This is a genomic window from Actinomadura rupiterrae (genome assembly GCF_024172125.1).
In the GTDB taxonomy this organism is placed as follows: Bacteria; Actinomycetota; Actinomycetes; order Streptosporangiales; family Streptosporangiaceae; genus Spirillospora; species Spirillospora rupiterrae.
Genome location: NZ_JAMZEA010000006.1, coordinates 22,547 through 37,293, shown reverse-complemented (window position 1 = coordinate 37,293; position 14,747 = coordinate 22,547). Strand labels below are relative to the sequence as shown.

12 protein-coding genes and 1 pseudogene are annotated in these 14,747 nt (G+C 65.9%); 8 read left to right on the top strand and 5 right to left on the bottom strand.

The window, feature by feature from the left end; genetic code table 11:
* Nucleotides 1–150: 150 nt before the first annotated feature.
* Together FHU30_RS20910 and FHU30_RS20905 are read left to right on the top strand one after the other, a co-directional pair.
* Nucleotides 151–1,776 carry an SAM-dependent methyltransferase gene (locus FHU30_RS20910; RefSeq protein WP_253878129.1) on the top strand — a complete coding sequence of 542 codons (1,626 nt, stop codon included), beginning with the start codon at nt 151–153 and terminating at the stop codon, nt 1,774–1,776.
* A 34-nt stretch (nt 1,777–1,810) separates the two neighbouring features.
* The gene (locus FHU30_RS20905; RefSeq protein WP_253878128.1) at nt 1,811–3,376 is read left to right on the top strand and encodes an SAM-dependent methyltransferase; all 1,566 of its coding nucleotides are present in this window, start codon (nt 1,811–1,813) and stop codon (nt 3,374–3,376) included.
* A 6-nt stretch (nt 3,377–3,382) separates the two neighbouring features.
* On the opposite strand, the gene FHU30_RS47150 is transcribed toward FHU30_RS20905, so the two are convergent.
* The 3 genes and pseudogenes from FHU30_RS47150 to FHU30_RS20890 form a co-directional block, all read right to left on the bottom strand.
* The gene (locus tag FHU30_RS47150; RefSeq protein ID WP_253878127.1) at nt 3,383–4,561 is read right to left on the bottom strand and encodes a cytochrome P450; all 1,179 of its coding nucleotides are present in this window, start codon (nt 4,559–4,561) and stop codon (nt 3,383–3,385) included.
* Between the two features lie 151 nt (nt 4,562–4,712).
* Nucleotides 4,713–4,889, bottom strand: coding sequence for a DUF397 domain-containing protein (locus FHU30_RS20895; protein ID WP_253878126.1), 177 nt, complete (start codon nt 4,887–4,889; stop codon nt 4,713–4,715).
* Nucleotides 4,886–5,701, bottom strand: a pseudogene (locus FHU30_RS20890) (helix-turn-helix domain-containing protein). The gene FHU30_RS20895 and the pseudogene FHU30_RS20890 overlap by 4 nt, the downstream one beginning before the upstream one ends.
* Nucleotides 5,702–5,934: 233 nt before the next feature.
* Between FHU30_RS20890 and FHU30_RS20885 the strand changes: the two are divergent.
* From FHU30_RS20885 to FHU30_RS20860, 6 genes are all read left to right on the top strand, one after another.
* Complete coding sequence (locus FHU30_RS20885) at nt 5,935–6,153, top strand: hypothetical protein (protein ID WP_253878125.1); 219 nt, start codon at nt 5,935–5,937, stop codon at nt 6,151–6,153.
* Nucleotides 6,150–6,392, top strand: coding sequence for a hypothetical protein (locus FHU30_RS20880; protein ID WP_253878123.1), 243 nt, complete (start codon nt 6,150–6,152; stop codon nt 6,390–6,392). The genes FHU30_RS20885 and FHU30_RS20880 overlap by 4 nt, the downstream gene beginning before the upstream one ends.
* A gap of 93 nt (nt 6,393–6,485) precedes the next feature.
* On the top strand, nt 6,486–6,821 hold the full coding sequence (locus tag FHU30_RS20875) for a hypothetical protein (protein WP_253878121.1): 336 nt from the start codon (nt 6,486–6,488) through the stop codon (nt 6,819–6,821).
* Between the two features lie 12 nt (nt 6,822–6,833).
* Nucleotides 6,834–7,172: a hypothetical protein gene (locus FHU30_RS20870; protein ID WP_253878119.1), complete on the top strand. Its 339-nt coding sequence runs from the start codon at nt 6,834–6,836 to the stop codon at nt 7,170–7,172.
* A gap of 288 nt (nt 7,173–7,460) precedes the next feature.
* Nucleotides 7,461–8,273, top strand: coding sequence for a hypothetical protein (locus tag FHU30_RS20865; protein WP_253878117.1), 813 nt, complete (start codon nt 7,461–7,463; stop codon nt 8,271–8,273).
* Between the two features lie 263 nt (nt 8,274–8,536).
* A complete protein-coding gene (locus FHU30_RS20860; protein ID WP_253878115.1) occupies nt 8,537–9,196 on the top strand; it encodes an HIT family protein in 660 nt (219 codons plus the stop codon).
* Nucleotides 9,197–9,448: 252 nt separating this feature from the next.
* On the opposite strand, the gene FHU30_RS20855 is transcribed toward FHU30_RS20860, so the two are convergent.
* Together FHU30_RS20855 and FHU30_RS20850 are read right to left on the bottom strand one after the other, a co-directional pair.
* Nucleotides 9,449–9,868 (bottom strand): hypothetical protein, encoded by a 420-nt coding sequence (locus tag FHU30_RS20855; RefSeq protein WP_253878113.1) that lies wholly within the window; start codon nt 9,866–9,868, stop codon nt 9,449–9,451.
* 70 nt (nt 9,869–9,938) lie between these two features.
* Entirely contained in the window at nt 9,939–13,859 is a 3,921-nt protein-coding gene (locus FHU30_RS20850) for a golvesin C-terminal-like domain-containing protein (RefSeq protein ID WP_253878111.1), read from the bottom strand.
* Nucleotides 13,860–14,747: the final 888 nt, after the last annotated feature.

The window sequence follows — 14,747 nt, the reverse complement described above, 5'->3', positions numbered from 1 at the left end:
ACTGGTCACGTCTCCCGGCGCGAAGGACCGCTGACAACGACGCCCAATGCGTTGACCGGACCTGGCCACTAGTTCAGCTGCCTGTTCCTCGCGCTGACTGATTGGTTGTCCTATTGCATCAGTGGATGTCAGTAAGGATGGAGGACGGCGGTGGAGTACCGAATCCTTGGCAACTCGCTCGACATCCGCACGGACGCAGGCGAGGCCATCGCGGTCTCGCGGAGGCAGACTCGGCAGCTCCTCTCCGTCCTGGCCCTGCACCCGGATGGACTGGTGAAGACGGACAGGTTGGCGGAGCTGATGTGGGAGCCGGAGGAGGTCAGGAATCCGACCAAGGCGTTACATCAGGCCGTCCTGACCGCCCGCAAGGTCATGCCGAACCGGTGTCTGTCTACCGAGGCCGGCGGCTACAGGCTCCACCTCGCGAAGGACGACTACCTGGACCTTCGCGACTTCGAACAACTGACTGAACAAGCTGGACGGAAGCGCCGCCACGACCTGCGCGGGATCGTCGTCAGCCTCGAACGGGCCTTGGCCCTTTGGGGCAGCCTGCCTTTGGGCGACCTCCCGATGACGTCCGCCATGGAGACTCTCGAACAGGGGCTGCTGGAGCGCCGCCGTCAAACCCGAGTACTCCTCGCCGAGGCTCTACTAGAGCTGGGGGAGCACCATCGGCTTATCCCCAAGCTGCGTTTGTGGTTGGCTGAGGACGGTTACGACGAGCAGTTGCGCGGCATGCTCATGCTCACGCTCTACCGCGCTGACCACAAGGCCGAAGCGCTTCAGGTCCATGGAGAGGCCGTCGAGCTGATGGGCGACCAGAGTCTCCTTGGACCTGCCCTCCGCCGACTCGCCGGCCAGATCGCATGCAACGATCCTTCGCTGGCTTGGGCGCCGACCGTTCATTGCCTGGGCGCCGACGTGCGGCACGACCGCCCGAGCCCGACGTGGACAGCAACCCTCACGACAAGGCATGAGGAGCTCACGACGATGCCCGCACTGCCCGAGGAACACATCAAATCGCCGAATATCGCGCGGATGTACGACTACGTGCTCGGCGGTAAGAACTACTACGAGGTCGACCGGGCGCACGCCGAGGCGGTGTTGGAGGCCATGCCGGGCGTCGGCGAGAGCATGCGGCAGAACCGCAGGTTCTTGATCGACGCGGTCCGGCACATGAGCCGCAGCGGCGTCCGCCAGTTCCTCGACATCGGATGCGGGCTGCCGACGATGAACAACACCCACACCGTCGCCCAAGCCGAGCATCCGGACGCCCGCGTCGCGTACATCGACCACGACCCGGTCGTGATCGCCCACGGTCGTGCCCTGCTCGCCGCCGGGGAGCAGACCGCGATGGTGCAAGGGGACCTGAACGACCCGGCCGCGATCCTGGACGACCCGGACGTCCGACGCCTGCTCGACTTCAGCGAACCGATCGGCATCCTGCTGGTCGCGATCGTGCACTTCATCCCGGACGCCGCCGAACCACTCGGCCTCGTCCAGACGCTCCGTGATGCTGTTGCCCCAGGCTCGTACCTGGCACTGTCGCACGCCTCGCGGAACAACTCCTACATCGACGCCGGGCTGCGGGAGTACAACTCGGCGAGCACGACCCAGATCTACCCACGAGATCTGCCGGAGATCAGGGCGTTCTTCGGAGATTGGGAGCTGATCGTCCCTGGGCTCGTGGCCGTTGAGAACTGGACACCGGACGCGACGCCTCTCCGTGAGCAGGCAGAGGTGTTCATGGCGGCCGGTCTGGGGCGGAACCGATGAGGCGCTCAGCGCCGGGCGCGGCAGCGGAGAAATAATGGACTTTCGAATCCTCGGTCGCCGATTCGAAGCTCGTACCGACGACGGCGACATGCTCCAACTGTCACGCCCTCAAGTGCGCCAACTGCTCAGCCTTCTCGCGCTGGAGGAGGGACAGGCCGTCACGGCGACAACACTCATCCTCCACATGTGGGACGAGGACGGCGCCAACCTCGTTGGCTCCCTCAAACAGATCGTCTACATGGCCCGCCAGGACTTACCCCCAGGACGGCTCCTGACCGAGCTGAACGGATACCGCCTCCGTCTGGACGCCGACGACCGGCTCGACCTCACCGAGTTCCGCAGACTCGTCGAGCACGGCCGGGCAACCCGCGACTCCGCGCCGGCCGAGGCCATCGTCGCCTACCAGCGGGCGATCGATCTGGGGGGCGACGAGCCGCCGGGCGACCTCCCGGAGTCGACGTCCTTCAAGGTGGTTCGAAGAACGTTGATGTCCGAGCTGCGGTCAGCTCGTGAAGAACTCGCGGAAGTGCACCTGGCGAGAGGGCACCATCGGCAGATGATTGCGCGATTGCGGCGCTGGCTGGCCGAAGACCCGCTCAATGAGCACCTTCGCGGGCTTCTGATGCTGGCACTGTATCGCGCGGGGCGCGCCGATGAGGCCCTTCAAGAGTATGAAGCGGCAGTAGCCGCCTGGGGAGATGGTCTCCAGCCCGGCCCATGGCTGCAGCAACTGAGAGACCAGATCTGTCGCAACGATCCGGCACTGACCCGTCCGAAGCCGTGGGAACTTCCGGAGTCCGAGAGGCTTCCAGGCAATGTGGTCGACACCAAGACGCCTTCGTCGGCCCGGATCTACGACTACTTCCTAGGCGGGAAGGACAACTACGCCGCCGACCGCGCAGCGGCAGAAGAGATCCTGAGAAGCATCCCCGAGTCTTCCGCCGCAGCCCGCGCGAACCGTGGCTTCTTGACTCGCGCGGTGCGGTTCCTGGTCCGCGAGGCCGGGATCAGTCAGTTCCTCGATATCGGCGCCGGCCTGCCCACGCAGGGGAACGTGCACGAGATCGCACAAGGGGAGGCCGCCGAGGCGCGGGTCGTGTACGTGGACAACGACCCGGTCGTCCTCGCTCACGGACGTGCCCTTCTGGAGACCAACCCGCGCGTGGCGGTGCTGCACGGAGACCTCCGCTGCCCGGAGGAGATCCTCGCCGATGCCCGACTGCGCGAGCTGATCGATTTCAGCGAGCCGCTCGGACTGCTGCTGGTGGGCGTCCTGCATTTCGTCGGCGACGGCGACCAGCCTTATGAGCACGTGAGGCACCTCATCGACGTGCTGGCTCCGGGAAGCCATGCGGTGATCTCCCACGGCTACAAGGGAGGCCTGAAACCCGAGGTCAACGAGGCGGCGCAACGCGTCTACCGCCGCTCGACCCTGGCGATCCATTCCCGCGATCCTGGGGAGGTCGCGGAGTTCTTCCGCGGCCTGGACGTCCTGCCTCCGGGCATCGTCTGGGTGACCGAGTGGCGTCCGAACCCCGCCGACCACCTTCCTGACCCCACTCACGCACGCTTCATCGGGGGCGTGGCACGCCGTCCCTGACGCCCGTCAGCAGCGAGTTACGGCGACCGGGAGCGCGGCGAACCCGCTGACGTTGGGGGAGTGGATGCGCCGTGCGGAGTCTTGGTGGATATCGAGATCGCTGATGCGTGTGGTGAGCTCCTCCAAGGCCACCCGTGCCTCCAGCCGGGCCAGGTTGGCTCCGATGCAGTAGTGTCGCCCGACTCCGAAGCTGATCTTGGAGCTGGTGTCGCGGTCGAGGTCGAAGCGGTCTGGGTGGGGGAAGACATCGGGGTCGCGGTTGGCCGAGCCGATCAGCAACAGCAGCCGTGCGCCGGCGGGGATGGTGACGCCGTGCACAGCGACGTCTTCCCGCACGGTGCGGGCGTTCCCCAGCGACGGAGAGTTGAACCGGAGCGTCTCCTCGATCCAGTCCGGAATGCGCGCAAAGGCATCGGCGGGCTTGTCCAGATGGCGCCAAGCGCAGTGGCAGGCGTTGCCGATGAGATTGGTGGTGGTCTCGTTTCCGGCGGCGACCAGGATGAACAGGATCCCGACGATCTCGGCATCGGAGAGACGATCATCGCCGTCGGCGACCTCCAGCAGTGCCGAGGCCAGGTCGTCACGGCGCTTCCGCCTCCGCTCGGCCACCAATTCCCCGAAGTAGCGTCGCAGCGCGGCGAGCGCCTCCACTCCCGCGGCCGGGACGTCCTTGATGCCTTCCTCCCGATGAACGATGAGGTCGGCCAGCCGTCGCAACTCAGCCCGGTCGCTGGCGGGCACTCCGGCCAGCTCGCTGATCACATCCATCGGGACCAGGACGGCGTAGTCGGCGATCAGGTCGAACCGTCCTCCATCGGCCAGCGCGTGCTCCAAGTGGCCGCGGGCGATCGCGCGCACCTGCTCTTCGAGTTGGGTCACACGGCGTGGGGTGAAGCCCTGCGCCACCAACCCTCGAATGCGGGTGTGGTGCGGTGGGTCCATCGCCAGAAACGAGGCGAACCGGTGCGCCTGCGGACCCCACATCGCGGCTTCGAGCAGGATGCCGTTGGCGTTGGAGAATCGCGTGTGATCCCGGAACGCGGAGGCGACGTCGGCGTGCCGGGACAGCGCCCAGAAGTCCTCGTCCTCGTTCCGGAAGACCGGTGCATGCGTGCGGAGCTGCGCGTAGGTCGGATAGGGGTCGGCGTGGATCCGGTAGTCGTAAAGACTGAAGCTCACCACCACTGGGCCTCCAGAGCGATCACGGCATCGCCCTGAGCATCGCCCTCTCGGCCGCCCCTGACCAGACCTGGCGGACCAGACTCCCAACCCGCCTGCGCACCGGGCAATGACTGAGTTCGCCGGAGTGGATCTGCGAACGGGAGTCACCCTGGGACTAGCGCAATGAAGCCAGGAACTGTCCGAGCTCGGCCGGTGTAAGAACGAGCCTCGGGCCGTCGGCGTTCTTGGAGTCCCGGATGCCAAGGTTGCGTGCCAGTTTCGCAACCTCGACGCAATCGCTCTGGCTGCCACCGGTCCCGCTGTAGGTGGACTTGCGCCACACGAGAGTCATGCAAGGTCCTCCAAGAGCTGCCTGATCAGGGCGATCGATGCGCGCACGGGGAGTGCAACGTCTCCGATGCGGTCGAACCGTGCTCGGTATGAGCGTACATCTGTTGCGTCCTGGACAAGGCGCCCTTCTCCGGCGGCTTCGATGTAGGCGGAGTCGGCTCCGTCCACTGTCATGATCTTGAAGGATCCATCCCGTCCCATGTGCTCGCCCGCACTCTGCGGAGCGACCCTGACGGAGATGTTGGGCTGTTCTGCCAGCTCCAGCAGCCGGACGAGCTGGGCGCGCATGACTTCGGAGGATCCGATCTTCGCCGTGATGACGTTCTCATCCAGAATGACCCACATGCTTGGGGCGCCCGGTCATGCCAGGCGTTCCTGGCGCTTCATCCGGGAGGCGACCTCCGCGTCGATGTTCTCCAGGCCCGCTGACCGGACGAGCGCACGCGCGTACTCCTCGGTCTGGAAGAGTCCTGGAATCCAGGCGTACTCCCAGATGCGCAGCTCGGAGGCCTTGGACTCCAGGATGAGGTGCGTGGCGAACCACTCGCGGTCGTGGCCCTCTTTGGCGAAGCGCACGAGATTCGTGAACAGCCAGTTGGTGTGCCACGCAATATCGATCTTGATGGCGTGGTCTTCCTGGAGCTTCAGGCTGCCCGACTCGTATCGCGAAACAGTCGAACGGTTGACCCCGATCAAGCGGCCGAGCGCCTCCCCGCTCAGTCCCCGCTCCTTGCGGTGTCTTCGCAGTTGAACGGCGATCAGGTCCCACAGTGAACCTGTGATCTGCGGTGATTCGTCCGGCGGCGGAGCCATCACGGCGGCCCTCCAATTTGTTGCGTCTGTTGCGCGAACGTAGCGAGAGTAACTCCAGAAGGCGCATCGTGGAGGACACATTCACCCATCCAAGTCCGAGGGCGTCGTGATCTCCAAACGGCCAGAGAAGGGCCGTCAGACCTCGGAACCGACTCTCGGCAATCTGATGCCTGCCGAGTCACCTGACCTTCCGGAGACACGATGCCAGCGGTCCGGATATCGAAAGAAAGATCATGAATGCTCTGGAGGAGCTCACGGCTCAGTACCCGAATTGGGAGATCTTCAGCTCGCGGAACGGGACCCTGAACGTCGCCAGTCGGTGTGGGCAGTTGACCGATCGCGAACTGTTTCGCGGACTGCACATGTCGATCATTCGGGAGTCGGTCGACGGCCTGCGGGAGGCGCTTGCCGAGGAAGCGTTGGCCGAGGCGCGGATCCGGCGGCCGATGTGAACGGCGACGATGACCGGCTGGTGGAGGACCTCTACAACCGTGCGGTGGTGCGGGTCTACAGCGGCTGGGCGAGCAGCAGCGCGACCTGGATGCCGGCGCGGGAGCGCTCCTTGGCGGGGGAGCGGGTACGGCAGGCCCGCGCCAAGCTCGACGTGCTCGCTGCCACCGCCCCAAGGGCCCCGGAGCCCGAGCCGCCGACCCGCCCCGACGGCCCCGTGCGCTGGAACGCCGACGACTGACCCAACCCTTCGTATCGAGGACGGCCTGTAGGAGGGCATGTGCATCGCAGGAAGGCACGGCGCCGAGCTCAGCCTCAGCATCGGCGCAAGGACGTGCGGCGACTGCCGCCGGAGGCTGAGGCCGAGGCGCCGGCTGGTCTGCACCACGCTGAACCGCAGACCGGCGATCGAACCGATTCGGAGCAGGCGCGCCGCGCGGCCAACGTCGCGTCCGTCCTGTTGAGCAGCCATCCGCACCCCTGTCTGCAGGAGGGATGCGCCCGCGCCGGGGTCTTGTGGATCACGCTGCTGGATGCGCGGACGCGTGCGTCGTCGTCGGCGGGGTGCTGTCTGCGGCATTGGGCGTTGGTGAGGCTGCTGCTGGAGCGCGGCGGGTTCACCCTCCACCTTGACCAGCGGGTGCGGGCGCTGCTGGCGTCGGTGAACTAGGAGGGGCCGGGCGTGGATCTCATCGACACCCAGCTGGACGCCCTGACCGAGCACCTGGCGGCGATGAGCGAGGCCGTCTACACCCATGGGGAGGAGTTGCGGACCGATCCGCGACGGATGGGTGAGCTGGTCGGCAAACTGGAGGAGACGTCCAAGGCCATGCACGAGCTGGTGCAGGCGTTCGGCGGGATCTCCCTGACGATGGGTGATGAGCAGGCCCGCCGCCATGTCCAGGAACACCTGGAGACCGCCGGGCAGGCGCTGCAGATGGCCCGCCACGCCACCCACATCGCCATCCACTTCCTGGCAACCGCCGCCCACGAGTTCGCCCGAGCCGCCGACCACCCATGACGGTTTCGGGCGTCACGCGGCCTGCCCCGGTCGGCCGCATCCTCGACCGGGCAGTGCGTATCTAGCTGAGGAATGCCGACATCCTCACCGGGCCAACCCGTGTCCGGACGCCGCGGCCGCACCGCCAACACCCGCGACGCCCTGCCGGACCGCCGCAACGGCCAGGACAGCAGAAGACAACGGTCCCCGGCGCCCACGGCCCGCGCAGCCCGGCCCAACAGCCGATTTCACAGGGAGCCCGAACATGCCCCGACTCGGCGATATCCCGCTCGCTACTGGACAGCGCTGATGAGCCCGCCCACAGCCGCCGGAGGCGACCGGGCGACCGAGGCATGTCCTCTGCCGGCATGCCGCCGTGGACCGGAACTGGGCCAACTGTTCGGCCACCACAGGCAGGGGCACGTCCTGGTCTCCCAGCTCAGTACCGACCGGCCCGGACAACCCGGGATCACCACCCTGCAGAGCCTGGCGGCCAAAACCGATCTGCAACTGCTGCGCCGCTCCGGTATCGGGCCCCATGCACTGGCGGCCATCCGCCGGTACCTGCCCGCCCCCGCCCCCGGCCCAGGTGGCGAGCCGTGGACTCCCGAACATGCCGTCGACCTGTATCGGCGCGGCGCCAGCGTCGGGCAGATCGCCCGCGGCTGCGGACTGTCGACCGGCACCATCGGCACGATCTTGAGCATCGCCGGGATCCGCCGCGCCGCGCCTCCGCAGCACCGCGGGATCGACACTCGGCAGGTGGTGGAGCTGTACCGGCAGCTGCACAGCACCCGCGCCGTCGCGGGACGGCTGGGCTGCACCCAGCACACCGTCTTGTACCACCTGAAGAAGGCCAACGTCGCGCGTCCGTCGGTCACCAACGCCCCGCCGGTGGACTCCTTCGACCGGGTCGTCGCCGCCTGCCGCGCCCACCCCGACCTGCCCTACTGGCAGATCGGCCAGCTCCTGAACCTGTCGGAATCCAGCATCGCCGGCCACACCCAACAAGCCATCGCCAAGGGCGTCCTACCCAGCCGCCAACCAGGCCGCAAACCCGACCAGTCCGCCACCACCACCTCCCCACCCCAGCAGCTGCCGATCCAGCCGCCCCATCCCTGACGCAAAAGATCCCCTCACTGCGGGGGGCTGACCACGGCGCTGCCGCGAAACAGATGCCCGCGCGGGCTCTGCCCTCCGAACGCGTTTCCTGTCCTCATCCCCGATCGCGAAGTGAGTGCCGTGCCATGACCAGAGCCGACGACGCCCGGAACCGTGTGCCGCACCTGGCCAGCGGGGTCTCGGTGCCGGGTCCTGCCGACGGGAGAGAGGCGAAGGCGGCCCGTGCTCGGCCATGCCCGGCGTGCCGGGAAGCCGATCCGACCGTGCTTGACTCCCCGGTGCAGCAGCTGCTCGGCGCCGAGCACAGCCGGATCATCGCCGCGTCGCGACGGTGCGTGGCCGTGCCCGCCTTCGACGGCCTGACTCCCGGGCACCTGGTGGTCCTGCCTCGCCGACACGTGCCGTCGCTGTGCCGGCTGTCGGCGGGGGAGCTGGCCGAGCTGCAGGACCTGGCCGAACGTGTCCGGGGCCGGCTGCGGAGAACCTACGAGATGCCGGTCATCGCATTGGCCAAGGCCGACCCTGGCGTCACCCACGCCCGGGTCCACCTGGTCCCCACCCTGGCCGGCCTCGTCGACTGGCTGGCGTCACGGCAGCCCCGGTGCTGGCAGATCACCTCACTGACCGGACTGCCCTACCGCCTGCCCGCCTTCGTGCTGGTCGGCACCGACGCCGGACCATGGTGGCTGCATCACGGCGGCACCGATCACCAGGCCGGCCGGACGCTGCAGATCCGGCAGCTACTCACCGAACTGGACAACTGCCTCACCCAACCTGCTCCCGACGCCGACCCCCAGACCTGGCAGCACCACCGCCAACGCACCGCTCAGGAAACCGTCGCCGACCTCGACCGCGACGCCCGCTACACCGCCGGGGACGACCGCCCCCTCGAACCAGCCGACAGCAAGGCAGGCCACCAGTGATCGACATTTTGACTCAGCTGCCTTCTTGGCGGCGAGATGCACCGGCTTATGGGCTCCAACAACGCCGCAGCCAGTGCCCCGAGTGACCTTCATTGCTGGACACGGCAGCAACATCACACGTACCGCTCCCGAATGATGGTCAACCCGGCCCCGTGACGCAGACTGGATATGGAGCCAACACACAAGCCCTGAACAGGACTTGCGGAGCGCCCAGCGCGCTCAAGTTGTGGACATCCGGCGACAGGGCGAGGGTCAACTTCTAGTCGGCGTTTTTGGACCGGCTGCGGGTGTCCGACTCGGCAGCGGGCACTCTGGCAGCTGGCGCAGCTCGAACTTGACGTCGGCACCGAATGGCTCGTGTCCAACGAAGCGAAAGCAAGAAATTGCTCCCCCGCCAACACCGGCCTTGGCATTCTTAGATATATACTCAGCCTCAATCGTGATACCGGTCGGAAGCGGCCGGTAGTTCAACAGCATGCCTCGCCCTGCGCGAACGGCATAGTCTGCCTCTTGCTCACTAAGACCGCCGTCAGCGGCTGCGTCGGCGAGTTGCCGCCGTGTCTGCTCCGCATGATTCAGATTGTCTTTGACGGCCTCTTCGCGCCCCTGGTCAAGTTGATGAGGCAGGACGAAAGCGAAGTAGGCGAACACTCCTATGATCAGTGCGATCACGAGAAGGAGAATGCCGAGCATCCATCCCCCGCAGCCTTCGTGAGATGGATGCTCGACACTTCTCATGCGATCAGGACCCTTGATAGTTGATGCTCTTGAGGAATGCGGTGATCAGTTCCGCATAGCCGGTGGTTCCAGCATCCTTGGGATGGAAGGACTCCCGGCTGAAGCAGAAAGTGCTATTGGAAATACAGAACTGAGTGCTGCGGTCGCCGCTATGGAAGTCACCGTCTCCATTGGGGCCATTGACGAACTTGTTGATCCACTCCGGATCGTCGCAACCGGAATGCCCAGTGAACTTGTCCACGACATTCCCAACGTAGGCGATCTTCATGGAACCCGAAAGCTCCTTGACGAGTTCACCCTGCTTGCCGTCGCCGTACCTGACGAGATCGCCGAGGGCTTGGGTCTCAGTGAGGTCGAAGTACAGCGAGCCGGAGCATTTCACCGTGCGGCTCAGTAGCTCAGGATAGCCCACGAGCACGATCTGCGCGTTCGGTGCATTCTTGTGGATCTTCGTCAATGTGGTCCGTAGTGCGCCAACCGCTGTGTCCACCTTGGGCTTGTACTTATCCAGAAGCCCGTCTGCGCAGTTCCCGAGGCCTCCGCAGTCGTTCATCGCGTCGATAAAGATGTTGTCGTCGTTGCCGCTGATGGTGAGTGTCACGAGCGTTGTGTCGTCGTTGAGCACTCCCGAGTCAGACTGGGACACTTCTCGGAACTGTCCTTCCCCCTTCTCGTAGACGCTGGGATTATCCCACGATTCAGGACGCCAATCGCTGACGTCGACGTTCCAGGCTCCCGAGCAGGCGACAAAGCCCAGTTCGGCATTAGGGTCCCAGTTATCTACCAGCGCGCCAAGCGTGTTGCTGGTGCCGGGCAGTGTCATCTTCCGGCTCCAGGCGTTGGTGCTGCGTCGGCATGCATTCCACTGGGGAGTGCCATGGTTGGTATCGGTTTCGTGATAATACGATCCCGCTCCTTCTCCGGAGGAGAAGGAGTCGCCGAGCGCGGCGACGATGTGCTTCGGCTTTGCAGGGAGCTTCTGGAACGCAATCGCATCGTAGGCGATGTCGTCCTCACCGTACCCGTCAAGCGTCTCATTGCTCAGGCGGACTTGAGGTGTTCCCGCGAACTTGTAGACGCCGATGGACACCCAGGAATTCTGCCCGCGCGCTTGGTTGATATACCGGAAGTGCTTGCTGTCCCAGCCCGTCCCGAGGTTGACCTCGTACTTGGCCTGCTGCGTCTGCGCGCCGTGGTCGGGAAGGTGGACCAGCACGCGGCTCCAGCCATTGATGGACTGGCCGAGGGTCCAGGTGCCGGAGAAGTTGAGTTTGTTGCCGAGTGTGCGGGTATGGCCGAACCAGAAGTGCCCGCTGTAGCCTCCGCCGAGCTGATGGAGGTCGATCTTCCCAGGGTAGGTGCCAGGCATCGCTGGGTCTTCAGCGAAATTGAAGTTGAAACTGCCGGCGCTGCTGCTTGTACCGCATTGGTAGATCGGAGTTCCATTGGGGATGTCATCGACTACGAGCGCGCCGGAAGGAAGCCCCTTGGCCTTGTCGCACTGAGGAGGGAAGTGCGTACCGTCCGGCTGCTCGGGATACTTGTCCTCGAACCGGTTGAGTTCGTGACCGCAGGTGTTGCTGCAGTCGGATTTCCAGGTGGTTGACTGGTGGATGTAGCAGTGCAGGTCGTAGAGTCCGTTCGCCGGGTTTTTGTGCGCGCACGGTCCTGCTGGCTGACCGATCACATCAGGGTCGTTGGGGACGTAGGCGGCGCCGGGCTCGCAGTCGTTGGAGCTGTTGCAGAAGGTGTCCGGCTTGGGAGTTGCGGCGTCACGGTTGGAGTCGGTAGTCCACCACGCCGGGCGGAATCCTGGCCCGTCAGGGGTGGATATCGAGTAGGAGGCGAATCCGATGATCTTCTCTGGGTAGGGCCAGTTCTGCGGCTTGGCTGCATCGGCCCAACTGTTGTGGTAGAGGAATGGCAGCCGCTCCGGGTAGCGAGGATTTGCCGGGTTGTTGAACCATCCGAGGCCCCAGGCCCCGTTGTTCTTGGCGGTGTCGGCCTGCGGATAAAAGCCGCTGTTGTATGCCCAGGTGGCGAAGAACCAGTTCTCGATCCGGTTCGGATCGCCATCGTTCAACTTCAGCCCGAGGCTGTCGATCTGGAGCCATTTGTCCTGCACTAGCTGTAGTCCTGCGGCGATACTCGTCGCATAATCCAAAGCAACGGCCTTCTGGGCATTTTCGGTGAGGACTGCTTTCCCGTCGCTGTGCTCGGGTTTCCGCATGCCGTCGGTGAGCTGCGAGATGCCGTAGCCGCAGTCGGCCTTGTCCCAGTGGATGACCCAGTCTTTGAACGCGCCCGTCTTGTCGTCGCGCTGCAACCCGTAGATGCTACCGGTCAACGGGTTGGCGTATTCACCAGACAATGCGTGCCCTGATGCCTGCCAAAGGTTGGATTCTTGGGAAAGGATGCCCAAAAGGATTTGCGCGGGCACGTGCACGTCCGTGCGGGCAGGGAACATCCCTTGGGGCGAGAAGGCTGGCAGCCCGAAGCCCCGGTAATTGTCGGGTCGGGAGGGCGTCAGCTTGCCCAGGACTGCCATGTCCACGGCCCACTCAACTTGCCGCGGCGTCGGCTGATAGGCCATCGCACGCACGTCGTTGCGGGAGACCGAGCACCAACCGTCGGTGTCGCGGGGATCGGTGGGCGAACCGGCCGCAGAGGCGCGGATGCGGCTGCCGCTGGTGCCACCGCTCTGGGCTCCGTACACGCGGACCGGCGCCTGCCCCTGGGAGTACTTGGGAGCCAGCCGGGCCTGGGGATCCACACCGAACGAGACGCTCTTGCCGGTGCCGGTAGCCACCGCGGAGATGTCGACTCGCTGCGGCGTGCGCGGATCGGAGGCAGGCGCGGCATTCTTAGCGAAGGGGTTGCCCTTTGTCGCCACGGACGTGAGCGCCAGGCCGCCCTCGGTTGAGAGTTCAGCGGAGGCCGGGGAGTTCACCCGGGTGATCCCCGCAGGGAGGCGGCCGACCTTGCTGGGTGCCCCAGTGATGAAGACCCGGCCCCCGCTTCCCTGATCGAGGCCGAGTTGCCCGGCTGTACCCTCGGCCAGCACGTTGGTCTTGCTTCCGAGGGTGCGCAGTACTCGCGCGCCGCCACCTTGGCGGACCAGGTACGAAACCCCGCCCTCGCGGTCGACTCGCAGCAGGGCCGGAACGCTTGTGGCCGCGGCTACACGCCGCATGTGCCCCTTGGCAGTGATCTTGACCAGGCGGTACCCCTCGGCGGCCGCGATCCCGTCCGGCGTGGGAACCGCAGAGGTGATCTGACCGCCCAACTGGAGGCCTGCGCCGATCTCGCCGGTGTCAGTATCGACCTTGACGAGGCGCGTCTTGCCGAGGTCCTCATCGCCTTCCTGCGTGAGGACCGCTTGTTCTCCGGTGCCGCAGCCGGGGTTGAAGTAGGCCAGGCTGGCGGTGATCGGAAGTTTGCGGACCGCGCCGTTTCGCAGGTCGACGATCGCGGTGAAGCCGCCGCGTCGGGCGAACTCGGCGGTGTTGGTGAAAGAGCGAGGGGCGTAAACCACCATCGCGTGCTTCCCCGATGCGGTCAGGCAGGCGTTGCCGATCCACTGATCGGTCTGCAGCCCGGGGACCTTCAGGGTCGCGGCGGTTCGCCAGGTGTACCCGGTCTTGGCCTCTGCGAGTAGGAGGTGGAAGCCCGTCGCGTCGCCGATCGTGGTCCAGGCTCGGTCAGTCGACTGCTGCCAGGTTGACCCAAGCAGCGCCGTGCGCTGACTCGGCTGGACCGCGGGTGATTCAGGTACCGCGGGCTTGCCGTCTGCGGTTTGCGGGCGAGTTGGCGGGGGGGAGGGATTGGGGCTGGCCCCTGCGGGCATCGCGCTGCTCGCTACCAGTGCGAGCGCCGAAACCAACATCAGGGACCGCATTGCTCTTCGGTGCTGATAGATCCTCAACCGACACTCCTGAGGCTCGGGGGGCGGTGCGGGTCATCGTGATCATTGGGGGCGCGCACTTGCCCAGCAAGGTGAACTAGGTCACAGCAGAAGGGGACGGCATGCATGCAGGTTCGCCGGTAAGACCTGCTGGAGCGGCTGGTGCCCGGTTTCGGGAGCTCTACCTCAACAGTCAGAATGACCGGTACCGGACACAAGGGTTATGGAGCGCCCGATGCCGCATGTTTTCAGTCGTCATTCGGCCACCCGCAGGGTGATTTGAACGCGCCTCTTGCGGCGAGCCCGGGCGGTGAGCACGAAGAGGCAGCGAACAGAGGAAGTGGGCAGCGAGCCGATCGTGCGCCCGGTCTTTCGCCGAGCCGGACTGGGCCATGAGGTGTCTCGACATCCGCAGCGGGGCGGCGGTGGCGTGATGCCGCGCTCCTCCCAGTCAGCCGCTGCCGGTCGCTCGGGCTGCAGCGCTGGCCGGCTCAGGACTTGGCAGGGGCGGAAGCCCGGAGCACCCGGGCGGGAACGGCGTGTGGGCACAGCACACGGTGGCCTGAACGCTTCGACTGTCCGGATCGCGACCCGCCACTTGCGTGCCCTACGGACGTCGGACATCGCCGAAGCCGACTGTCCCTGGTCGCCGGCTGACCTGACCTGGGCAGGTCAGACCGGCTTCGTTCCGGCCGGGGCGGCGACCGCCTGTCCCCTTCCGGCGCGGTGAGGACGCGGACGCCCTGCCCGCCCGGCGGCCGCGATGCTCCGCTTGAGCGTCCGACATTCGCAGGGACGCACCGAGGCTTCAACGCGTCCTCCTGCACGCGCACGGAGCCACCTCAAGGTGATGCCCACCTGCCTTGACGGAACCGATGGCGGGACAGCTCCTCGAAGCGGCAAGCCCCG